At 45.3% G+C, this 21200-nt stretch carries 23 protein-coding genes; 9 read left to right on the top strand and 14 right to left on the bottom strand.

From position 1 onward, the window contains the following. Positions 1 to 43: 43 nt before the first annotated feature. From ACTIE6_RS00490 to ACTIE6_RS00470, 5 genes are all read left to right on the top strand, one after another. Positions 44 to 712: a TolC family protein gene (locus tag ACTIE6_RS00490; RefSeq protein WP_439554760.1), complete on the top strand. Its 669-nt coding sequence runs from the start codon at positions 44 to 46 to the stop codon at positions 710 to 712. A gap of 528 nt (positions 713 to 1240) precedes the next feature. Further along, on the top strand, positions 1241 to 2884 hold the full coding sequence (locus tag ACTIE6_RS00485) for an exopolysaccharide transport family protein (RefSeq protein WP_439554759.1): 1644 nt from the start codon (positions 1241 to 1243) through the stop codon (positions 2882 to 2884). Next, positions 2881 to 4053 (top strand): glycosyltransferase, encoded by a 1173-nt coding sequence (locus ACTIE6_RS00480; protein WP_439554758.1) that lies wholly within the window; start codon positions 2881 to 2883, stop codon positions 4051 to 4053. Before ACTIE6_RS00485 ends, ACTIE6_RS00480 begins: the two co-directional genes overlap by 4 nt. A gap of 5 nt (positions 4054 to 4058) precedes the next feature. Then, positions 4059 to 4202, top strand: a complete 144-nt coding sequence (locus ACTIE6_RS00475; RefSeq protein ID WP_439554757.1) for a hypothetical protein — start codon at positions 4059 to 4061, stop codon at positions 4200 to 4202. Positions 4203 to 4213: 11 nt separating this feature from the next. Beyond that, positions 4214 to 5698: an O-antigen ligase family protein gene (locus ACTIE6_RS00470; protein WP_439554756.1), complete on the top strand. Its 1485-nt coding sequence runs from the start codon at positions 4214 to 4216 to the stop codon at positions 5696 to 5698. On the opposite strand, the gene ACTIE6_RS00465 is transcribed toward ACTIE6_RS00470, so the two are convergent. Continuing rightward, positions 5699 to 6049, bottom strand: a complete 351-nt coding sequence (locus tag ACTIE6_RS00465) for an Hpt domain-containing protein (RefSeq protein WP_439554755.1) — start codon at positions 6047 to 6049, stop codon at positions 5699 to 5701. Positions 6050 to 6190: 141 nt separating this feature from the next. Next, positions 6191 to 6790 (bottom strand): FkbM family methyltransferase, encoded by a 600-nt coding sequence (locus ACTIE6_RS00460; RefSeq protein WP_439554754.1) that lies wholly within the window; start codon positions 6788 to 6790, stop codon positions 6191 to 6193. Positions 6791 to 7209: 419 nt separating this feature from the next. Here ACTIE6_RS00460 and ACTIE6_RS00455 point away from each other — a divergent pair, with 419 nt between their 5' ends. Together ACTIE6_RS00455 and ACTIE6_RS00450 are read left to right on the top strand one after the other, a co-directional pair. After that, positions 7210 to 8034 carry a hypothetical protein gene (locus ACTIE6_RS00455; RefSeq protein WP_439554753.1) on the top strand — a complete coding sequence of 275 codons (825 nt, stop codon included), beginning with the start codon at positions 7210 to 7212 and terminating at the stop codon, positions 8032 to 8034. Positions 8035 to 8045: 11 nt separating this feature from the next. Further along, on the top strand, positions 8046 to 9251 hold the full coding sequence (locus tag ACTIE6_RS00450; RefSeq protein WP_439554752.1) for a glycosyltransferase family protein: 1206 nt from the start codon (positions 8046 to 8048) through the stop codon (positions 9249 to 9251). A gap of 5 nt (positions 9252 to 9256) precedes the next feature. Here the strand turns inward: ACTIE6_RS00450 and ACTIE6_RS00445 are convergent, their stop codons facing one another. The 9 genes from ACTIE6_RS00445 to ACTIE6_RS00405 are packed head-to-tail and all read right to left on the bottom strand — an operon-like array spanning position 9257 to position 16924. Then, positions 9257 to 10108: a glycosyltransferase family 2 protein gene (locus tag ACTIE6_RS00445; RefSeq protein ID WP_439554751.1), complete on the bottom strand. Its 852-nt coding sequence runs from the start codon at positions 10106 to 10108 to the stop codon at positions 9257 to 9259. 30 nt (positions 10109 to 10138) lie between these two features. After that, positions 10139 to 11482 (bottom strand): flippase, encoded by a 1344-nt coding sequence (locus tag ACTIE6_RS00440; protein WP_439554750.1) that lies wholly within the window; start codon positions 11480 to 11482, stop codon positions 10139 to 10141. Positions 11483 to 11497: 15 nt separating this feature from the next. Further along, entirely contained in the window at positions 11498 to 12256 is a 759-nt protein-coding gene (locus tag ACTIE6_RS00435) for a glycosyltransferase (RefSeq protein WP_439554749.1), read from the bottom strand. A 10-nt stretch (positions 12257 to 12266) separates the two neighbouring features. Continuing rightward, on the bottom strand, positions 12267 to 13157 hold the full coding sequence (locus ACTIE6_RS00430) for a glycosyltransferase family 8 protein (RefSeq protein ID WP_439554748.1): 891 nt from the start codon (positions 13155 to 13157) through the stop codon (positions 12267 to 12269). 26 nt (positions 13158 to 13183) lie between these two features. Continuing rightward, positions 13184 to 14311 (bottom strand): acyltransferase family protein, encoded by a 1128-nt coding sequence (locus tag ACTIE6_RS00425; protein ID WP_439554747.1) that lies wholly within the window; start codon positions 14309 to 14311, stop codon positions 13184 to 13186. Further along, a complete protein-coding gene (locus tag ACTIE6_RS00420) occupies positions 14295 to 14888 on the bottom strand; it encodes an ATP-binding protein (RefSeq protein WP_439554746.1) in 594 nt (197 codons plus the stop codon). Before ACTIE6_RS00420 ends, ACTIE6_RS00425 begins: the two co-directional genes overlap by 17 nt. Before the next feature lie 3 nt (positions 14889 to 14891). After that, positions 14892 to 15230 carry an STAS domain-containing protein gene (locus ACTIE6_RS00415; protein WP_439554745.1) on the bottom strand — a complete coding sequence of 113 codons (339 nt, stop codon included), beginning with the start codon at positions 15228 to 15230 and terminating at the stop codon, positions 14892 to 14894. Between the two features lie 6 nt (positions 15231 to 15236). Next, complete coding sequence (locus ACTIE6_RS00410; protein WP_439554744.1) at positions 15237 to 16394, bottom strand: SpoIIE family protein phosphatase; 1158 nt, start codon at positions 16392 to 16394, stop codon at positions 15237 to 15239. Beyond that, a complete protein-coding gene (locus tag ACTIE6_RS00405) occupies positions 16391 to 16924 on the bottom strand; it encodes a hypothetical protein (RefSeq protein WP_439554743.1) in 534 nt (177 codons plus the stop codon). Before ACTIE6_RS00405 ends, ACTIE6_RS00410 begins: the two co-directional genes overlap by 4 nt. A 184-nt stretch (positions 16925 to 17108) precedes the next feature. Between ACTIE6_RS00405 and ACTIE6_RS00400 the strand changes: the two genes are divergently transcribed. Both ACTIE6_RS00400 and ACTIE6_RS00395 read left to right on the top strand, forming a co-directional pair. Next, positions 17109 to 18026, top strand: a complete 918-nt coding sequence (locus ACTIE6_RS00400) for a glycosyltransferase family 2 protein (RefSeq protein ID WP_439554742.1) — start codon at positions 17109 to 17111, stop codon at positions 18024 to 18026. A 3-nt stretch (positions 18027 to 18029) separates the two neighbouring features. Further along, positions 18030 to 19214 (top strand): glycosyltransferase family 2 protein, encoded by a 1185-nt coding sequence (locus ACTIE6_RS00395; RefSeq protein WP_439554741.1) that lies wholly within the window; start codon positions 18030 to 18032, stop codon positions 19212 to 19214. 13 nt (positions 19215 to 19227) lie between these two features. On the opposite strand, the gene ACTIE6_RS00390 is transcribed toward ACTIE6_RS00395, so the two are convergent. From ACTIE6_RS00390 to ACTIE6_RS00380, 3 genes are all read right to left on the bottom strand, one after another. Next, entirely contained in the window at positions 19228 to 19596 is a 369-nt protein-coding gene (locus ACTIE6_RS00390) for an Hpt domain-containing protein (protein ID WP_439554740.1), read from the bottom strand. A gap of 102 nt (positions 19597 to 19698) precedes the next feature. Continuing rightward, complete coding sequence (locus tag ACTIE6_RS00385; protein WP_439554739.1) at positions 19699 to 20712, bottom strand: MlaD family protein; 1014 nt, start codon at positions 20710 to 20712, stop codon at positions 19699 to 19701. Positions 20713 to 20715: 3 nt separating this feature from the next. Further along, positions 20716 to 21200 (bottom strand): ABC transporter ATP-binding protein (locus tag ACTIE6_RS00380; protein ID WP_439554738.1); only part of this gene is annotated, 485 nt, incomplete at its 5' end.

Here is a 21200-nt window from a genome sequence, read left to right as displayed (position 1 = left end):
CCCCGGCCCCCTCTCTTAACTACTATTCACTTAAATGCTCTAAATGAAATATTTCTGCTCCCTATTGCTTTTCCTGATCTCACTGGCTCCCGCAAAGGCACAAAATGCATTGTCGGACGAACTTTCCTTCCCCTATTTAGAGAAGCTGGTTGAAATCGCCAAGAAGAACTACCCCAAGTTGAAATTGTATCAGTCGCGCGTTGACGCCGGCACTTACAATGCCAAAAAGTTGAAGCTATCCTATTTTGAAATCCTTTCATTTTCCTATCTGTATAGTCCGGACCGGCTGGCGAGCACCATCAATCCCAATTTCCTCAATGGTTACCAGTTCGGTTTTTTCGTGAATATCGGCTCGCTGCTGCAAAAACCCGCTTTGATCAAGCAGGCAAAAAGTGAACTGGCGGCTGTGGAGCACGATCGCGACACATACATGCTGAACCTGGAAGCCGACGTGAAGCAGCGTTACATTGCTTACGCGCAATACAAGGTGCTGCTGCGGATTAAGGCAGATGCCTTGCACGATGTGGAAGCGCTGGCCGAAGAGCTCAAATTCAAATACGAAAAAGGCGAAACCACGCTGGAAGAGTACAGTAAAGCGCTGGTGGTCATTTCGGACAGGCAGCAGGCCAAGGTATCGGCGGAGGCAGATGTGCTTATCTCTAAAAGCGCGCTGGAAGAATTATTGGGACAAAAATTGGAAGACATCAAATGACAGAGCTCTCGCAATTTCTGAGAATACTATATAAGAATAAGTTCGTACTGATCTTTGTTCCGCTGATCACGGTTGTGGCTGCGTACTTTTTAGTAAAAGCACTTCCCGATCAGTTCAAATCGCACGGCAGCATTGCAACAGGGTTGGTCGACAAGACGGAGCAGGGATTGATGAGCAGCGGTACCGAGCAGGATTTTGAGATCGCAAGGAAGTTTGACAACATTATACAGATGATGTCGCAGAAAAAGGTGCTCGATCAGGTTTCCTACCAGTTACTGCTACACGATCTGAAAGCGGTTGAGAAGGATGATTTCAGGTCGGCTTCCAAGGAGTTACAAGCAATGGACCAGGCTGCCCGTGGTCAGGCTGTGAATGTGCTTACGCAAAAGTACAAGACACAACAGGAGCTCTCACCGGCGGTTCCGCAAGAGAAAAAGTTGCAGGCGATTTTGAAAGAAATGGGCTATGATGCCGAGTCTTTGCAAAAGAAGCTGACCATTTTCCGGCTGTCCAACAGTGATTTTATCAATGTTGAGTACGAGTCGGACAATGGCGGCATTTGTGATCAATACGCTCAGCAGCGAGTTTATCAAAATGTACTCTGCCAGGCTGTCCGACACTTACAACCGCACCATCAGCTTCCTTGCCGATTTCCTTGAACAAAAAAGAATGGCGCTCCGAGTGCAGATGAATGGACTGCGCGATTACAAGATCCGTAACCGCGTTTTGAACCTGGACGAACAGGCTAAAAGTTTGTACGGACAAATGGCGGAGTTTGAGCTGAGAAGGGAAGTGGCGAAGAAAGATGTGATTGCATACGGTGTAGCGATCCGGAATATTGATAACAAGTTCAGCACCAACGATCGCAAATACTTCGAAAGTGCGGTTTCAGGCATAAACCAGAGCATTGTAACAACAAAACAGCGCCTGCGTGCATTGAATGAAGCTTATGTAAAAAGCAATTTTGACCCAAAATACAAAGCAGGCCTCGATTCAATCCAGACCAAATTGTCGGCGCAGATCAACGAGTCAACTGACAGGTATGTATACAGTCCCCTCTCTCTCAAGGAGAACCTGGTTACCCAAAAGCTGACGATGGAAGTAGAGCGCGACCTGGCGGCGAACAGTCTGGCAACCATCGAAGCAGAGCTGAAAACGTTGAACAACAAGTTTGACGGTCTGGTACCCAACGAAGCGCGTGTTCAGGAGTTTGAAACTGCGATCGACATAGCAGGCCGCGAGTATATGGAAGCATTGCAAAAATATAACGATGCAAGACTGGCGTCGAGCTTTCCTGCCACGCTCAAAATAGCCGAAAAAGCACTTCCTGGTGTAATACAGCCTTCCAAGAAGATCGTTTTGGTGATCCTTTCTGGCGTGATCAGCTTCGCATTCTGTTTGTTTATCCTTTTTATCCTTTACTTCTTCGACTCATCGATCCGGTACCCGCAGCAGCTTGCCAATGCAACCGACCGGCCGGTGCTTGGTTTTGTTAACCAGCTAGGTGGTGGTTTCCGCATTAGTGAGTTGCAGAATGAACACACCAGTGAGGGTAAGATCGAACTTTTCAGAAACCTGATCCGGTCAATCCGCTTCGAGTTGGACAATGAATTTCCAGATCCAAAGATCCTTTCCATTACCAGTCTTTCGGAAGGAAGCGGCAAGACTTTGCTGATATTAAGCCTTGCGTGGGCATTTTCCAAGATCAACAAAAGAGTATTGATTATCGACGGTAACTTCAATGCGGCTGATATTACGAAACTGAACACCGGCTCGCGGTACCTCGAAGATTACCTTACGAAAGGAGACGCGACGACTACTGCTGCGCATGGTTCGATTTCGATCCTGGCCAACAAAGGTGGTGACGTTTCGCTGCTTGAACTGGCCGATGAAGCGCGGATCAAGGAAGCACTTGCTACATTGAAAACCCAATATGACACGATTCTGGTTGACGCGGGTTCACTTGTGTCAATGAACAAAGCCAAAGAATGGATCACATTTTCAGATGCGGTTGTGGCTGTTTTTGAAAGTGGGCACAGCATCTCTTACGAAGACCGTTCAAAAATTGAGTATCTGAAAGGTCTCAATGGAAAAATGGCAGGCTGGGTATTGACCGGCGCGCAGGATATTTTGAAACAATCGGGTAGGGTCTCCAAACAGGTGGCGGAATGACAATAGTCTGGTTCTTATGGTGGTTATGCCAGATGGCGATCGGCTTTTACCTGATTTTTCCGGTATTGCTGCTGATGTTCAATCTATTTACTAAAAAAGATAAGGAAGCCGAAAAACCTGTGAAACGCCCAGAGGCAGATTACGGGCTGATTGTAGCGACATACGAGCAAACCCAGCAGCTGCCGGACGTCATTGCTTCTATATCAAAACTTAACTATTCCAATTACCTGGTGTACGTGGTTGCTGACAAATGCGACGCGTCGGGGTTGAACCTGGAAAGTGACAGGGTAATTGTGCTGCACCCGCCGACTGTGCTGGCGAGCAATACGCGCTCTCACTTTTTTGCAATCAACCATTTCAGGAGAGCGCACGAGCGGCTTGTCATTATTGACAGCGACAATATCGTAGATCCGGAGCTGCTCAATGAGCTGGATGTTTGTTTCAATGACGGCTTCGTGGCGGTTCAGGGTGTGCGCAAGGCAAAGAACCTTGATTCAGTTTATGCCTGTCTGGACGCTGCACGTGACATTTACTACCATTTTTATGATGGTCAACTGTTGTTTGAAGCGGGTTCGTCGGCTACACTCTCGGGTTCGGGAATGGCGTTTACGGTTGCATTGTACAAAGAGACGCTTGGTAAGCTCGATATAGTAGGTGCGGGTTTTGACAAAATACTTCAGAAAGAAATCATCACACGGAAACATCGCATTGCTTTCAGGGAAGAGGCTGTGGTGTGGGATGAAAAAACATCTGAATCCACTCAGCTAGTCAACCAGCGTTCGCGCTGGATCAATACCTGGTTTAAGTATTTTAAATTTGGTTTTGATCTGATTTTCAGCGGAGTTAAGAACCTGAATTGGAATCAGTTTCTCTTTGGGTTTGTATTGCTGCGGCCGCCGTTGTTCATTTTTCTGATTATTTCAGTACTGTTCATGCTTGTGAATCTTTGGATTGATCCATTGATGAGTGCGTGGTGGCTGGCGGCGTTGCTCACTTTTGTGGCCGGGTTCCTGGTGCCGCTTTTCGACAGCTCGGTTGACAAGCGCATTCTCCGATCGCTGACCTCCATTCCGGTTTTCATGTACTACCAGGTGCTTTCGCTGATCAAAGCCAGAAAGGCGAATAAGATTTCAGTTGCAACCAAGCACAATTACCGTAAAGCGCCCTGATCAGTATGAAAGTATTCCCTTCTCAAAAAACCAGAAAAAAGTCGAACGATCCTGAACTCACACAACTTCAGACGCTCACGCGCACGATCGCATTGATTATCGCATTCGTCAGCGTATTTGTTTTCTTTTTCAAGATCCTCTTTTTCTAATAGTTAGCATATTGAAATACGAATTATCAGCGGAAACAGAGAGGCGCTCTATCCATTTGCCCATGATCGATAAGGTAAGTACGCCGATCGGTATGGTGCTGCTGGCTTTAGCTGCGGTGGGGTTGGGGCTTGCAACAATTTACGGTGGTATGGTCGCCGGCCTGCTGGTGCTGGTGGCGATGGTAGCTATCCCGGCTGTGTATGCGGTGGTGGTTTACCCGATATTCGGGATCGTGGTGCTGCTAATAATGGGTTTTTTCCTCTTTTTTATTCTCCGACTCGGTATCAATTTCCCGCTCGGCACGTTGATGGACGGACTTGAAGCACTGCTGATTGTTGGTTTTCTGATCAAATTGAAACAAAAAGGAGATTGGAATATCAGTACATTCAAGAACCCGGTGTCCATCATGATTTTGGTATGGATCGGTTACAATCTGATCCAGGTAGCTAATCCCTGGGCTGAGTCGCGGCTGGCGTGGGTGTACACGGTGCGGTCCGTCGCGGCTGTTACGATCATGTATTTTGTTTTCGTATACTATCTGCGGTCGGTCGAAGCAATCCGTATTGTGCTGAAAACCTGGTTGGTACTCGCTGTTTGTGGCGCATTATACGGGTTTAAGCAGGAGTATATCGGCATTGCTCCGCAAGAGCTCGCCGATTTATGGAGTGATCCCATGCAAGTGAGCCTCTTGTATATCAATGGTGCCTGGCGGAAATATTCGATTTTTTCTGATCCGGTTTCGTTTTCTTACACAATGGTCGGCGCCAGTCTGATATGTGTCGCATTATTGTCGTCCAAACAAAGCCTTGCTAAAAAGGTAATCCTGGTTGTAATGATCGGGGCATTTCTTCTGGCCATGCTATATTCCGGAACGCGGGGCGCTTATGTACTGGTACCTGCATCGCTGATCCCGTTTGCTTTACTGAATTTCAGTAAAAAGATCATGTTTGCCTCCTGTGTAGCGGCCGTTTTTATTATCATCCTGATCATTATCCCCACTTCAAATCCGACGATTGCACGTTTTCAAACTGCATTCCGGCCTTCTGACGATGCATCATTCAATGTAAGGAAGGCTAATCAGAAGAAAATTCAACCTTACATTTTGACACACCCGATCGGCGGTGGACTGGGATCAACCGGAGCCTGGGGTGCAAGATTTTCTCCGAATTCTTTCCTCGCAACTTTTCCCCCTGACAGTGGTTATATACGTGTTGCCGTCGAGCTGGGCTGGATTGGTTTATTAATCTTTTGTTTTTTAATGTATTCAATATTAAAAATGGGGATCAATAATTTCTACCGCATTAAGAATCCGGAATTAAGAACCTATTGTCTTGCAATGACTTTGGTGATCTTCTCACTCAATATTGGCAACTTTCCACAGGAAGCTTTGGTGCAATTTCCAAACAATATCCTTTTTTACATTGCAGCCGCTATTGTGCATACAACCTATCTGATTGATAAAAAGGAAACAGCAAAAATTTTAAAGGAAAATTGATCAGGATTTAAGAAGTTCCAAACCCGCATTCGATTCCAATTCCAGATCCGCAAGCTGAACGGCAAGGTCCGGAACGGTTTCATTTCTTTTCAAAGCGGATTCAATTTCCTTGTATTTGGCAGCGGTATTTAGTAACCCGACTGAAAACAGAGAAGATCTGTATTTATGAATGGATTGTTTCAGCATGTCAAGATCACCTGATTTGCAATTTGCTCTGATACTATCAAGCTGAATAACAGTTTCAGATTCAAACATGCTGATCAATTCGCTTTTCAATTCGGCATCTCCGCCGGTAATTTCCTGCAGATAAGCAAAATCAATCAATGAGGTTTCGTTGTTGGAGCCGTTCATTGTGGGGTACATTTTATTGAGGAGTTATTCATAAGTAAATCGCTAATCTTTGATCAGCATTATTTACAAAGCTAACATTATTATAGCAATCTGCCAGAACAGGTTGGCTTTTCCAAAGAGCAACTTCAATTATTATCCGGCTCAGCCGTGAATAAAAAAGAAGTTGCCCGCCGGCAATGAATCCGAAATCTGCACCGGTTCTATTGATTCGGTATTTTCGTTAAAAACGTAGGACTTATAGCCGAAACTACCGAGGAGGGAAAATACTTGGGTGCGGTTATCATTTTGCCATAATTCGCAGTATATCATGGGTTTATTATTTTCAAGAACCTTCAAAGATCCTTTAAAAACTTCCAGTTCAAAGTTTTCAACGTCGATCTTGATCGCATTGATGTTTGTCTCGGTAGGGTAGAGATCGTCCAGCTTTTTCAATGGCACCTGGTAAACAACCCCTTTTTCATTCGCCCCTTCTTCATATGCTTTGCTCAAACCCTGCATCCGTGAATTCCCACGCTCGGGCATGATCATCTTCAAAGTTCCTGACTCGCTGCCCAATGCGATATTGAACAGTTTTACATTTTTCAGTTTTAAATAACGCACAACCCTTTCCAATGCTGAAAAATTTTCGGAAATGGGTTCAAATGCGTGAACTTCTGCGTTGGGATGATGCTTCGCGAGCGGCGCTGCGGTGATGCCAATGTTGGCTCCGATATCCAGAATGATACCGTCCTTTTTGATCATTTTCAAAAAGTGTAAAAACTCCCGCTCGTATTTCCCAGCCTCAATAGTTTTAATTGAGTATAAGGAAAATAGAAACAGATAATTTTTAAATGACAGTGTTTTTTGAAGCAGGAATCGTATAAGATTTTTCATGGCAGTTAATGTAATACCAAGTTAGAATGTTGCTGATGGTTTTTGGGTCAGGATTACCCTTTCTAAATTTAGCACTTTTAGCCCAAGTTTGCTAAACAGGATACAATTCTTGTGTATTTTTACTGGTGGAAGATAAGCGTCATTAACCCATCTTTGGATCAGGAATTGCAAACATGTTAAACAAAATTCTGAGTTTCTTTGTCTTGATCAAATACGGGAAATTACCCCCGGATCTTAGGTATTTTTATCGCCATACGTATACTTGTAAGTTGGTTCAGATTAAGTACTTGTTAAAAGATTATATTTTCCGACCCAAGTACAAAGAACTTTCATTTCAGGGAGAGTTTGCATGTGAACTTCAATATGTTCTCCCATTTGCATACTGGCATTATAAAAATGGTACACTTAAAAGTACAAGTGCCCCCAAGTACACCAAAGAACTCTATTTTTTTTCTCCGCAACATACCGAAGATTTCGAAGTTAGAACGGAGCCTGGTAACAAGAACTTCGAGATGCCGCGCGTGCTTTACAGCCAGGATTATAATATGTCTAAGTGGCTGCCGGTACCATTGAAAGATGTTTTTACGAATGATATTTACATTTATGATAAGCCAATTGTGATTATAGCAAACCGCTATAATATGGAATGGGATGGCCCGCCCGTAAGCTTTTACAGTATCGAGCTTCTGGAATTTATCATTTCTTCACTTACAAGTAAGTACACAATTATCTACAATCGTCCCCGCCCCGAACAAATCACTATGGACAACAGCGAGGTGTATGATTTGAAGGAATATGAGTGGCTTAAAATAAATCATCCTGAGGTTATCTTAATGGAAGATCTTTACAGAGAAAATAAAGGTAAAGCCAACAATTTCAATCACTTGCAGTTCATGGTATATGCCAATGCAAGCAAGTTTATATCCATTCACGGTGGAACTGCAACCCTGGCAAGTTACTTCGGAGGAACCAATCTGATCTTTTCCAGGAAGGGACCCGAGCATCATTTTAAGTGTTTTCAGAAGTTATATCCGCAATTCTCCGGAGCTAAGATCCTGCACGCAAAAACAGATGAAGAAGTCCGGAATTATGTAAATGAATTTTTTGTCTGAAACGTTTGGCAATGAAATTAAAGGGACAACAATTGATCATTTTCGGCTTGCCCCGGTTTGATTCCAAAATCGAATCGACGAATTATACAATTGCCAAAATGCTGGCGCGCGATAATCAGGTTTTTTATGTGGAGCATCCGTTTACTATAAAGGATTACATGCGTCTTCGCAATGAGCCTGAAAATGAGAAACGTAAGGGATATCACGATGTTTTCGACGACAAAGTAATTGATACGGATAACCCTAATTTCAAGGTTATTATTCCGCCCGTATTATTATCAATTAATTTTTTGCCAGAGGGATTTTTATTCCGCTCTTTGCTGAAAATCAACGAACTGCTGATCCGCGCCAAGCTTCAAAGGATTATTAGGAAGTTCAATATCAAAGATTTCATTTTCATTAACTCCTTCAATTTCCACTATCCGGGATTGATGGACGGGCTGCATCCGAAACTCACGGCTTACCATTGTGTTGACCCGATCATTGTTCCGTTTGATGCGCGTCACGGGCAAGTTTCTGAAAACCAGTTGCTTCGTAAAAGTGATATTGTGTTTTGCACAGCCCGACAGCTCTATAATCAGAGCAAAAAGCTGAATGCAAATACCTATTTTATCCCCAACGCAGCCGATGTAACCCATAGTCAGAAGGCTCTGGACCCAACATTGCCCGTGGTATCTGTTTTGAAGGATATCAAAAAGCCGATTATCGGTTATTTTGGAAACATCGAGCGGCGAATGGACTACGTGATGCTGGAAGAAGTGATCAAAATGAATACGGATAAGAGCTTTGTATTCGTGGGACCGATGGATAAATCGTACATACCGGACTGGTTTTTCAATGCGCCCAATGTTCATTTCACCGGCAGCGTACCTTATTCTGAAATGCCGGCAGTGATCAAAGGGTTTAATGTGGCGTTACTGCCTTTCAAGCGGGATGAAGTAAGCTCTACCATTTTCCCTTTGAAGTTGTTTGAATACCTGGGTGCAGGTAAGCCACTGGTTTCCATTAACTTCAATGATGATTTAAAGGAATTTACAAACGATGAAGTCGCATTTTGTTCAAATGCAGCCGCGTTTTCAGATGCGATCAATGAGGCTTTGAAGACCGATAATGAAGAGAAAAGGCAGGCGCGCATTCAGGTTGCAGCGGATAATACCTGGGAAAAGCGGGTCACGCAGATCTCAGAGTTGCTGGCTGCCGAACTCGCGAAAAAATAAGTCAGCTACAATTTTTCAATTTCCTTCGGTGCTTTTGAATGCAGGTTGAAGAATAATCCTTTGACCTCTTTCACTACCCGCTTTGTAAAAAGACTTATAAAACTGCCGTCGCGTTTCAGAGTCCGTGCGCCTGTCCAGGCACGTGAGCGATTGGCTTTTACCTGTTTGATTTTTCCGTAACTCATTAATGCATAGGCAAGCCGGCCGTCTTCGCCGCGCACATTCTTCATCACAAAACCGATCTTCAATGCAGTTTCACGCACAAATCCCATACTGATCCCGTAGGTATTCAGGTAGGGGCGGTTCATGTGACGGTATTCTGCGATCAGGTCTTTTGCTTTTTCCAGTACCAGGAGTTGCCAGCGGGAGTAGCCCTCTTCGCTGATGAAAGAATATCTTCCGTAAACGCACACTACGCCGGGCTGGGTAAGTACCTGCATCATATCGTCCATCCAACTGTTCGGGTAAAAACAGTCTGCGTCGGCAAGAAGAATGTACTTCCCGCGTGCGTTTTCAAGCCCGAGCTGTCGCGCTGGTCCCGGTCCCTGTATTTTCTGGAAAACTGTTCTAACGTGCAGGCGGTCAATAGTTTGCTGCGTTTTGTCGGTCGAATTGTTATTGACAACCAATATCTCGAATGGATATTTCGTCGCCATATCCGAGAGCGTTGCCACGCAGCGAAGCAGGTTCACTTCTTCATTCCAGGCCGCAATCATCACGGTTACTAACGGTTCCGCCGCTTTTTTCGAATCCAGCCGCTGGTTGATTTCAGCAAAAACCGCGTCGGGAATTTGGTCGAAAGCAGTGTAGGGATAGTTGTATTTTTCCAGCCAGTCCGGGTTTTGAAAGAATGACATTGAATGCAGCTTTAAGACAGTTAGCAGAAATCAGGTAAATCTTGGCTTAATATACTTGGCAAAAAACTCAGGGTAAAACTTAAATGCGTATATAAATGTATGAAGCAGGTTCACGTGTAAAATGCGGTTCAGGATCGTTTGCGAAATGGCGAAATTGACAATGTTCGAGATCAATGTCGCATACGCAGCGCCCATTACGCCCATGCGCGAAATCAATATGTAGTTCAATCCTAGGTTAATAGTTGCGGCAAGCACTACCAGTGTAAATGTAATTTTCGGTTTGCCAATAGAATCCAGGATAGTACCAAACTGCCTGCCAAACGGGATCAGGACACAGTATAATACAGTGACTTTCAGGATTGGAATTGTTTCCGTGTATTTATCTCCTGCAATAAAGCTCACCACAAATTCGGGGAACAAAAACAGGAAAAGCAATGCAGGAATCAGGATTGCGAGAATGGTACCTACCGATTTTTCGTATAAATATTTAATCGCCGCTTCCCCCTCCGTAGCGAGGCGCCGTGCGCTTTGCGGGAACACAATCACCGCAATCGCATTTGTAGGAATGTCGACCAGGTTCATAATGCGGACCGCAATATTAAATGCGCCCGAAGCCGCCGGCGACAACAACGAACCCAGCATCATCTGATCAATCGTACTTGAAAGAATGGAGCCAATGGAAGTCCCGAATGCGTACTTACCATAATTCAGCAGCTTTTTGACCCACTCTCCTGTGATTTTCAGCGTAAAGTTCAGCAGGTCTCGGACAAAGAAATATTCAAGACAGATTGCCAGGAACAATGCGATTGCCTGTACATATACCAGCTCAACAAGCCTGATTTTTATATTGAAAAAAAAGCAGAAAGCAAGAAAACAAAAGAAAACACCCGACTTTACAAAGTTGGTAATGAATATTCCATTGAAGCGGAAGTTGGCTTGTTCCATCCAGTGGAACTGCGATAAGATGCCGGAAAAAAGATACACAATACTGTAAATCCAGAAGAGCGGCACAATGTCCGGAGAGTTCCAGATCCTGCCCAGGTAAGTCGCGAGCATCAGGTTCACGAGAATACAAAGCAAGGTCAACCCGCCGCTTAATGCGAAGGAAGCAGAGAGGATCTTGTCGTGTTCTTCGGGCTCACTAAATGACAAATACTTGATCAACGCATTCTGTATCAATCCACTGCGTACCATTTCGAAAATGGTGGTAGTCGCGGCAAAGAGTGTCCACACCCCGAATGAATGCTTGTCGAGCATCCGTACCATGAGGTAAAATCCGCCGAAGCCGAAAAGTACGCCCGTGAGGTTTTGCAGTACATTGATAATGCCCGATTTAAGCCAGTACTTGTCGTTTCCCTTTTTCTCAGTAGCCATACATACAGGCCGACACTAGGTCAGGTAATCGTAATTGAATTTTAAATGCCGGTACAAATGCCGGGACATAGTCACGAGTGGGTTTTCCGTTTCGCGCCAGTAATTTCTCCTGACCGTGCTCGGCTCGGCAGACGAATTTACCTGATCAAAAAGCGTGGTATACTCTTCGAAAAACAAGGCTTTTCCCTTGTTTTTGAGTACCGACATCATCATCTGGTATTCGGTAACTTCCACTTTCAAACCTTCCGGGTAACGGCCAAAACGTTCGAAGAAGTTGCTTCTGCGCAAATGCGGGTGGTCGCTGTAATAGTAGAACTTTTTGTAGCCCGGATTCAGGATTTTGAATTCCATATCCGAAAAACCGTCTTTGTAGGGTTTCAGATAAGGATATTTGAAATAGGCATAAAAACGCACGAAATCGAGCTCCTTCCGCTCCTGCATAAACCCGAATGCGCTTTTGAGCTTGTCCGGGAAAATCGCCTGCGGAACAAAATCCTCCTGCACATACAGGGTGTAGGGTGTTTTGACAGCATCCTGACCTTTGTTGATGTTGTTACCCAGCCCCCGGTTTTTCGGTGTGGTTACCAGCTCAAAAGTGTACGTGTTTTTAAGCGAGTTGATATAGGTAATGTGCTCGGGTTTACTGCCGTCGTCGGAGACAACAATATTCCCGAACCGGCAGCCGAGATCCTCAAACGATTTCAGTAGCCTTTCGAGCGAAGTGCTTCTGTTGTAATGCGTTACGAGTAAAGTTATTTCATCGAAACTATGCATTTGAAAAGTTCTATTTGAGGTATCCCGATACGATTTTCCTTAGTTTGTTGTAAGCTTTTCTGCTTAGTCTCACCCAGTCAGGAACCGGCTTGTGGTCTTTCCAGGGTGTCATTCTCAGGTATTTGTAAAATTCGTCTTTATAGGCAGGGTTGCAATTGTAGGATTGGAAAATGGGCTTGATATCGAGGTAATGGATCAGCCAAGGATCTTTGATTTCCAGCACAGCGAAAGTATTCCAGCGCTGGTCGAGCACGACCCATTTATTTACCAAAACCACATTCAGACCATATTGATCGGGGAAGCTGGCAGAGGCAATATTGTCGTAAATGCATTGGATTACCTTATTGGAAATATCCTGCGCGCGCCACTGGATCGGATCCACGAGCAGCATACCTGCGTTGAAATAAGGCGTTTGCGGATCAAAGCCGAGTTCCTTGTAATTGGGAACACCGCCCCATTCACTGCTTACTACTTTGGCGAGGTCAGGTACCGCTGCAAACATTTTGTCCTGCAAGTCGGTGTGCCATAGTTTTGAAATATCTTCTTTCAAAATCATATCCACGTCCAGGTACAGGAAACGCTCGGTTTCTTTAGGGATAATGTAGGGAGCAAAAAGGCGGAGGTAAGTAGTGATCGGGAATGCCGATTTATCTACCGGGATTTTCACATTCGGCGGGATCACACTGGCCGTTTTATGCCAGTACATCGTCGTCACTGCCGGGTTGCTGGAAGCAAGGATCTTCTTCTTGCTTGACTCAGAAATGCCGTCGTCGATAATGTACAGGTCAATTTTCTCGTGCGTTTTGTGATTCTCCTCGATGGATTTGATCAACGCGCCAAGCAGGATTGCGTAGTGGTTGTCGGTTGCAACGACGATCGTGATTTTGTCTTTAATGCTCATACATTGGATATTAAACTGGCGAACAATTAGGGTGTTTTCAATTCAGGTTCCTTGCTGTTTTTATTGACCCGGGCTTTTGGCTTGTACGCAAACCGCATTTCAATATGCTTGTAGGTCCAGGCGGAGAAAAAGTAAATGATGAGAAAGTTGAGTATGAAGAGGTAAGAGTAAGCGGTTTCGGGAAATTTCAGCACCCGAATGAATGCGACATTGAAAAGGCTGATCATCAATGCGTGGCACATGTAAATCGAGTAGGAATACTTGCCAAGGTTATGCAGTATACCCACGCTTTTCAGCATTCCTGATACCACACCTTTTTCAAATGCAAAAATGTAAATGCAGACAAAAAAGAGCACTTCATAAACAAGCCCGACCTCTTTCAATGCTGCTCCTGCACAGATCATCGCGATGATTGCAGCAACCGCCAATACTTCCAGTACTGAAAACAGGGGAGAAGAAAGGCGGGAAACTGTATCGTAGCTAAGCCTGAAAACATTCACGCAGATAGCCCCGAGAAAAAATCCGATAATCCCTCTCAGAAAGCCGTAATCGAATGTGAAATCTATTTTGAAGCTGTCCTGGATTGAGATAAGCGCGATTGTGGCGAGTAGCACAATGGCAGCGTAGAACCAGTTTTTGATTTTTTGTAAACCCATTACAAAAACGGCCAGTGTGAGGAATGCAAACACGATGTAAGCCACCATTTCAGCGCTGATCGACCAGCTGGGTATATTCCAGCTGACATCTTTCGGGTCAAAAAGCGGGGTTGAGTTGAGGAGGAACAAGGAGGTTATGAAAGTGTAAATGTTATTGTCGGGATCTGCCGGATTGTTCACTTTCACATAGGCTGTCATGGATTTTTTTGTAAACTCAATCGCCACAAAAGTGAGCAGCATGAATAAATGCAGCGGATAAATCCTGAAAAAGCGCTTTTTGAGGAAAAGTTTTACCTCCCCGCCCGATGAAATAGCCTGATAGCTGTACGCGATCACAAACCCGCTGAGCACGAAGAAAAAATCCACGAACATATCTGAATTTTCGACGAAGCTGTTGTTGATGATCGGCGTGGCCGCAAACGGGCTCAAATGGAACAGAAATACCATCGACGCGAACAATCCCCGAAAAATATCAAGTACCTCAAACCGATGCTTCATGGCCGTCTGGTTTCAATTTAAAGGTGCACCTAAATGTGTTTGTCCCTGTTTGTGGCTCGTATTCGTATTCAAATGCATCCAGTGCCTTCGTTAAGATCAGCAATCCGAAATGTTCGGTGGTTAACTCTGAAATCATCGGGTTGCTGCTGCTTTCCATTTCTTCCACCGAAAACACAGCCCGGTTGATGCTCGGCGCACTCAGCCGCAGCGACTCGATCCCGTTCTGATAAATTTCGAACTCCACAGGCGGCGTAATGCTGTCCAGCGGCCAGGATACTTTTCCTCCGTTATTTTCCAGTTTAATCGCCAGCGGCAAACCCGAATCCGCTTTTTCCAGAACAAGCTTTTCACTGTCGCTCACGATCAATACCACGCATTCAGGCACGCCGGAATGTTTGATCGCATTGGTCAGCAATTCCGTCATAACCCATTTAAACCTCGCTCTGACATCTTCGGTCAGATCATTCGTGCGTACTCTACTCTGCTCCACATAGTCCATACAGCTATTCAACATGTCTGAAATCTCCTGCAGGTCGCATCTGAACACCTTCTCAAACTTGTTGCGCGTTTCCATCATCCTTTACCGAAGCGTTTCCAACGCGGTTTGATGGTCTTTGTAAATCTTGAAAACTTTGTCCATTCTAATCAGTGTCAATAGGTTATGTACATCCGGTTTAAGGGACACGAGGTATATATCGATATTCCGGGGCAATGCATATTTCAGGGCTACAACGAGGCTTCCCAGGAAGGAGCTGTCGATGTAATTGACGTTTTCAAAGCTCACGATGATCAGCTTGGCGCCATTCACCATCAGGCTGATCATTTCTTCCTTAAACAGTTCCGAATTGGATAAATTGGCTTCTTCCGGCAGGATTGTAACCTGAATGACGCCGTCTACTTCATTGGTTTGTAATATCATTTTAGTTTAGAGTTTTTCAATAAAAATGATGCTGGCATCGTCCATCTGATTCGTGTCATCAATGATAGCCAGAACGTACTTGCGGATAAGCTCAAAGCTGTGTGCCTGACCGAGATACGGGCTTATTTTCTCAACAAAAAATGGATAGTCGCTCTTTTTTGAATTGTTGGAAGGAATATCGATCATTCCGTCGGTGAAAATGGCCAGCTGATCGCCCGGCTGCATTTGAATGGTCTGTTTATCATACAAACCCTCTTCCAGCAAGCCCAGCAGCAGCCCGGAGGATTGTACTGTATCAATCCGCCGGGTAGATGCATTAAAACCGATCAGCGGAAGATCTCCCGCGCCGGTATAATGTACTTCGCCGGTGTGGCTGTCGAGCAGCAGCAGCGAGAGGCTGGAAAGAATGTTTTGCAGACTTTCGTCAAGACAAATCAGTTTATTGATCTTCTGAACGATTAGGTCCAGCTCAAAATCTTTGTCGAGCACGCAAAAACGGATCGCGGCCCGGATATAGCTCAGGAAGCCAAAGGTGAAAAACCACGCTTTCCACTTCTTACCCATGATATCACCCAGAAATGCGAAACAATACCGGTCGTCGACCTGAACAAAATCGATAAAATCGCCGCCTGGATAACCTCGGAAGCCTTTATGCCAGAAATGCACCCTGAACCCTGCTAGCTCGGGCTCACGCACCGGAATGGATTTTACGTTCAATGCATCTGCCGCGATCTTCAACTCACGCACAGAACGCACATGCTCATTTTGAAGCGACTTGATGATGTTGTTCAACTTGGAAATGATTACCGGGATAGGCGTTTCCTTATTGATAAAATCAAGCGCGTACATATTCAAACCTTCCAGAACCAGCGAGTTATCGGTAAATGAGGTAAGAAAAACAAAGGGTATCTCGTTGATTTTCGGGTTCATCAAAACGGCTTGCCTGAAATGGAAACCATTCATTTCGGGCATATCGTAATCGGAGATGATCAGATCGGGAATTTCATTTGCTAGGAAATCAAGCGCGCGACCGGCTGATTCACAAACGGCGCACTCGTAACCGGCTTTCCGCAATGCAGATTCTATCACCCTGCCAAACAGCAGGCTATCTTCCACCAGCAGGATCTTCTTTACACTTGTCGGCGGATCCGGGAACGTGATCATTTCTTGCTGAAGTTTAAAACAATCAGGAGAACTCCTCCAAATATGATCATCAGCGAAACCAAATCCATGATTGTTACGCCGTCATTGATATTAAAATAGAAAACGGTGGCGATTTCGAAGCTGGGCGGGGCAGGCATGATGATCATAGCAAATCCGGTAGTGATCAGTAGTAATCCTAAAATCAGCATAATGACAGTCTGCAAACCCTTGCGGGCCGGACTGCTGCCTATAATCCTGTTATCGACCGGGTTTTCTGCCAGCAGCTTTTCCAAACCTTCGAGCAGGTCCTCGCGTGACAGCGTATCCTGATCCAGCGCTTCGTAGGGCGCCAGCCTTTTTCTCGTGACTTCTGCCATGCGGAACGCCTCCGAAATGCGCGCTTCAAATTTCTCCGCCTGCTCGCCATTCACATTGGCGTGGCCGATCAGACGAACTATTTCGTCAACCTTCGCTTCCAGGAGCGCATTTTCCGGTACCTTTTTGGAGGGAATACTAATCGGCCTGATTTCCAGCAGACGAGGAATTTTCACTTGATTGACGCGGATTTTGGATAAAGGAGGTTTGGTATTGCAATTACTTGCATTTGCTCAACAAAACCTGTTGTCTGAGACAACAATTTGTTAAAGCTATATTTTTATTATTACTTTTGAAATAGTTCTACAAAACAACAAAAATATTCCCTCTTTCCGAACACTTTCCCGCAGTCATTTTTAAATGAAAACAGTTTCCATTGTGACGGTTAATTTTAACCAGCCTCAGGTTACCGAAGATCTGCTCAGATCGCTTGAAGAGGTTAATAATTATCCTGACCTGGAAATCATTGTGGTTGATAACGGAAGCAAAATCGACCCGGTACCTGCCTGGAAGCCGCGCTATCCGCACGTGAAATTTATCCGCTCTGAACAAAATACAGGATTTGCGGGAGGGAACAACATCGGGATCGCACAGGCGACCGGTAGCTACCTGTTTTTGATCAACAATGACACGGAGGTGATGCCGGATCTGATCGCCAAGCTGGTTGCCCAGCTAGATCAGAATCCGAAAATCGGGATGATCTCTCCAAAGATCAACTACTTTGATCACCCGAAAATGCTGCAGTACACCGGCTATACGCCCATGAACTATTATACTGCCAGGAATGCATGCATCGGCCAGTTTGAAGAGGATAGGGGACAGTACGATTCGCTCAGCGGCGTTACCGGCTATGCACACGGCGCGGCTATGATGGTGCGGCGGGAAGCCATTGAAAAGGCGGGTTTAATGGCGGAAAATTACTTTCTGTACTATGAAGAGCTGGACTGGTGCGAGCGGATCAGGAAGGCAGGCTATGAAATTCACGTTGACTTATCTGCATTGATCTACCACAAAGAGTCTGTTTCGGTCGGAAAAAGAACTGCATTGAAAGAGTTTTTCATGAATAGGAACCGCATTCTTTTTATCCGGAAAAATGCACCCGGGCTTACCTTTTTCATTTTCTGCTGCTACTTTCTCCTGACGGTTGCCCCGCGAAATATCTTCAAATACATTATATACAAAGAGTACAGCTTTATTCCCGTATTTCTCAGGGCTGTTACCTGGCATTTGACCAACAGGGCAGACAGCAACAACCTGGGTTTTAAATTGAAAAGTTAGCATATGGAACTCCTCTTCTGGCTCAGCCTTTTTGTCGTTTTTTACACGTTTCTTGGCTACGGAATCGTGTTGTATATCCTGGTAAGACTGCGCAGAATGATCAAGGGTAGACGACCGGTGCCCGGCTTCGATCAGGAATTCCCGACATTGACGCTGATTATTGCTGCGTACAACGAAGAGAGTATTATTGAAGAGAAGATCGCGAATACCTTGCAGCTGTCATACCCGGCGGACAAACTGAGCCTGGTATTCGTCACCGACGGTTCGTCCGACAGGACGCCGGAACTGGTAGCAGCTTACGACAAGATCAAGCTCATGCACACACCGGTGAGGAGCGGGAAAATACTAGCTATGCACCGCGCGATGAAAGAGGTGAATTCAGAAGTGGTCGTTTTTACAGATGCGAATACCTTCCTCAACAAAGATGCATTGATGCTGATCGCCAGGCACTATGCCGATCCGACGGTAGGCGCAGTGTCCGGAGAAAAGCGCGTTCAGCAGGAAGAAGTATCGGATGCAACCGCGGGCGAAGGTTTTTACTGGAAGTATGAATCGACATTGAAGAAATGGGATTCGGAGCTTTATTCGGTAGTTGGCGCGGCAGGGGAATTGTTCAGCGTGCGAAATTCGCTTTACACGGATGTGGAGCCCGATACCATTCTCGATGATTTCATGATTTCAATGCGCATTGCCCAGCAGGGTTACCGCATTATCTACGAGCCTGCTGCGTATGCTTCGGAACTTTCGTCTGAGGATATTAAGGAGGAGCTGAAAAGAAAGGTGCGCATTGCGGCGGGCGGGATACAATCCATTTTGCGGCTTAAAAAACTGCTTAACCCTTTTCACGCGCCACTGCTGTCGTTTCAGTACATCAGCCACCGCGTACTCAGGTGGACAGTCACACCTTTTCTGATGATCCTTTCATTTGTGCTCAATATCTGGATCGTAGCCGAGGGCGGCGGGTGGTTTTACAGCATTATCCTGGTTGGTCAGGTTCTGTTCTATGGAGCGGCGCTGCTCGGCTGGCTGCTCGAAAAGCGCAAAATTAAGGTGAAAGCCTTGTTTGTTCCTTACTATTTCTGTGTGATGAACTATGCGGTACTGGCGGGAATACGCCGGTATATTAAAGGTTCGCAGAGCGCAGCCTGGGATAAGTCCCGCAGGAAAAGCGCAACCGCTACTTACTAGCATTCACCTGCTATTACATTGATTTAAGCCGGGCCGATTCTTCTTCCAGAATAGGCAGGAACACATTGATGTCCGTGTTGATTTCCACGTACATATTCATGAGTGCGTCCGTAGTTTCATTGTCTTTAATGGCACGTTCAAGAATCTCTACGCGCGGGCGGATACCTGGCAGCCCCGCCATTGTAAAAGAAGGTTTCAAGCCGTGGACGATGCTCGCGGCTTCTTTCTTATCCTCCGTTTCAAGTGCCAGCTCCAATGCCCGCCAGCGCGGAAGTGAATCGCTCAGAAATGCGTCAAAAATCATGTAAATGATGACAGGATCGTCTCCGTAAGCCTGATCGATATAGGTAAGGTCCAGCGCTGGATTAAGGTTTAGAGCCATTATTTCTGAGTTAAAAATATTCCGGATAAGAGGTTGGTTGAGATAAAAGTAAACGTGCAAGGATACTTCTGGTAAACCTTGCACGTCGCAAAACTATAACAATTATTGATTTCCTTCTGCTTTTGTTTCTTCTGCTGCCGGTTGTTTCGCTTCTTCTTTTGCTTTCTTCTTAAAGTACCTGCGGAACAGGAAGTTAGACCGCAATGCAGTCATATTTTCATCCAGTTTTTCAGTGCTGGTTTCCAGGTTCTGAAGAGTTCCTTTCAGGTTTGCTGCCGTAGCTTCGTCGTGCAGCAACACACCAATCGGGCTGGTAGTGTTTGAGTTAAGTTCAGCGCTGGCTGTTTTCAGATTGTTCACCATAACATTCGCCGAGGAAACTGTTTCATTCAGTCTGCCGATTGTTCCGCGCAGGTCTCTCATGATTACTGTATCTGTTGCAAAATCATTGGCCAGTCCACCTTTCTGGTTAAGTTTCTGAGAAAATCCGGAGAGCGAAGCGGTCATTTCCTGCGCGTTTACAGAAGCCTTTTTTAATGAGGCCAGGGTTTGGTCCACATCGTTATAAAGCCGCTCGTCGTTCAAAAGCATACCAACGGTTCCTTTTCCTTCGAGGATGTTCTTGCTGATCGTTTTGAATGCGCTGGTTATCCCGAGCAGGTTTTTGTTGTTTTCAGATAAAACCGCAAGCATTTCCTCTGTACTCTCGATTTTCTCTACAACCAGCTCGTCACCGTCTTCAATAGCAGGTACCTTCTGCGTTCCGCCGTAGATAACGATGATCTTGTTTCCGATCAAACCATCCGTACTTACCTTGGCTTTTGCATTCTTGCGGATGAATTCCTGCGATTTTTCTTCAATGTTCAGCAACACCTCTACCCGCGAATTACCCAGGAAGCGAATGGACTTTACTGTGCCGATTTTCACGCCGGAATACCAGATGTTGTTGCCGGGTTTAAGTCCGTTAACATCGTCAAAGATGGTCTTGACGTGAATGGTGGAAGAAAATACCTTTTTCATACTCCCGATCGTGAGTATTCCGACTACAAAAATCAGAATTCCTATTATTACAAACAGGCCAACGGTGATAGAGCGTCTTCTTGTTGTTGTTTCCATTATTTACTGAATAAAATTATAGTCGTAAAAACTCTTGATTCTCTCTTCTTCTGAACTAAATACCTCTTCGAATGTGCCCTGTTTAACAAATGTTCCGTCAAGCAGCATCGCTATTTTGTCCCCGGTCGCGCGGGCACAGGTAAGGTCGTGTGTGATGATGATCGAGCTGGTGTGGTATCTCTCTTTTACCTCGTTGATCAGCTCATTGATTTCCAGACATGTAATCGGATCCAGTCCGGCAGTAGGTTCGTCGTAAAGCATGATTTCCGGTTTCAGGATCAATGTTCTCGCGATACCGATCCTTTTACGCTGGCCGCCCGACAGTTCGGAAGGTACCTGGTTAATGGTCTGTAAAAGTCCGACCGCATCGAGCACATATTCCACCTGTTCGTTGATTTCCGCGCGGGTCAGGTTTGCCACATTCCTTACCAGCGGAAATTCGAGATTTTCCCTGACCGTCATACTATCATAAAGCGCACTGTTCTGAA

Source organism: Dyadobacter sp. (genome assembly GCF_051859145.1).
Lineage (GTDB): Bacteria > Bacteroidota > Bacteroidia > Cytophagales > Spirosomataceae > Dyadobacter.
Note: the sequence above shows the minus strand (reverse complement) of the source record. Positions and strands in the feature narration are given on the sequence as shown.

Bases quoted from the DNA above. Each gene is read 5' to 3' on its own strand.
- ACTIE6_RS00490 (WP_439554760.1), top strand. From the start codon at position 44: ATGAAATATTTCTGCTCCCTATTGCTTTTCCTGATCTCACTGGCTCCC.
- ACTIE6_RS00485 (WP_439554759.1), top strand. From the start codon at position 1,241: ATGTTGAGTACGAGTCGGACAATGGCGGCATTTGTGATCAATACGCTC.
- ACTIE6_RS00480 (WP_439554758.1), top strand. From the start codon at position 2,881: ATGACAATAGTCTGGTTCTTATGGTGGTTATGCCAGATGGCGATCGGC.
- ACTIE6_RS00475 (WP_439554757.1), top strand. From the start codon at position 4,059: ATGAAAGTATTCCCTTCTCAAAAAACCAGAAAAAAGTCGAACGATCCT.
- ACTIE6_RS00465 (WP_439554755.1), bottom strand. From the start codon at position 6,049: ATGAACGGCTCCAACAACGAAACCTCATTGATTGATTTTGCTTATCTG.
- ACTIE6_RS00460 (WP_439554754.1), bottom strand. From the start codon at position 6,790: ATGATCAAAAAGGACGGTATCATTCTGGATATCGGAGCCAACATTGGC.
- ACTIE6_RS00450 (WP_439554752.1), top strand. From the start codon at position 8,046: ATGAAATTAAAGGGACAACAATTGATCATTTTCGGCTTGCCCCGGTTT.
- ACTIE6_RS00445 (WP_439554751.1), bottom strand. From the start codon at position 10,108: ATGTCATTCTTTCAAAACCCGGACTGGCTGGAAAAATACAACTATCCC.
- ACTIE6_RS00440 (WP_439554750.1), bottom strand. From the start codon at position 11,482: ATGGCTACTGAGAAAAAGGGAAACGACAAGTACTGGCTTAAATCGGGC.
- ACTIE6_RS00435 (WP_439554749.1), bottom strand. From the start codon at position 12,256: ATGCATAGTTTCGATGAAATAACTTTACTCGTAACGCATTACAACAGA.
- ACTIE6_RS00430 (WP_439554748.1), bottom strand. From the start codon at position 13,157: ATGAGCATTAAAGACAAAATCACGATCGTCGTTGCAACCGACAACCAC.
- ACTIE6_RS00425 (WP_439554747.1), bottom strand. From the start codon at position 14,311: ATGAAGCATCGGTTTGAGGTACTTGATATTTTTCGGGGATTGTTCGCG.
- ACTIE6_RS00420 (WP_439554746.1), bottom strand. From the start codon at position 14,888: ATGATGGAAACGCGCAACAAGTTTGAGAAGGTGTTCAGATGCGACCTG.
- ACTIE6_RS00415 (WP_439554745.1), bottom strand. From the start codon at position 15,230: ATGATATTACAAACCAATGAAGTAGACGGCGTCATTCAGGTTACAATC.
- ACTIE6_RS00410 (WP_439554744.1), bottom strand. From the start codon at position 16,394: ATGATCACGTTCCCGGATCCGCCGACAAGTGTAAAGAAGATCCTGCTG.
- ACTIE6_RS00400 (WP_439554742.1), top strand. From the start codon at position 17,109: ATGAAAACAGTTTCCATTGTGACGGTTAATTTTAACCAGCCTCAGGTT.
- ACTIE6_RS00395 (WP_439554741.1), top strand. From the start codon at position 18,030: ATGGAACTCCTCTTCTGGCTCAGCCTTTTTGTCGTTTTTTACACGTTT.
- ACTIE6_RS00390 (WP_439554740.1), bottom strand. From the start codon at position 19,596: ATGGCTCTAAACCTTAATCCAGCGCTGGACCTTACCTATATCGATCAG.
- ACTIE6_RS00385 (WP_439554739.1), bottom strand. From the start codon at position 20,712: ATGGAAACAACAACAAGAAGACGCTCTATCACCGTTGGCCTGTTTGTA.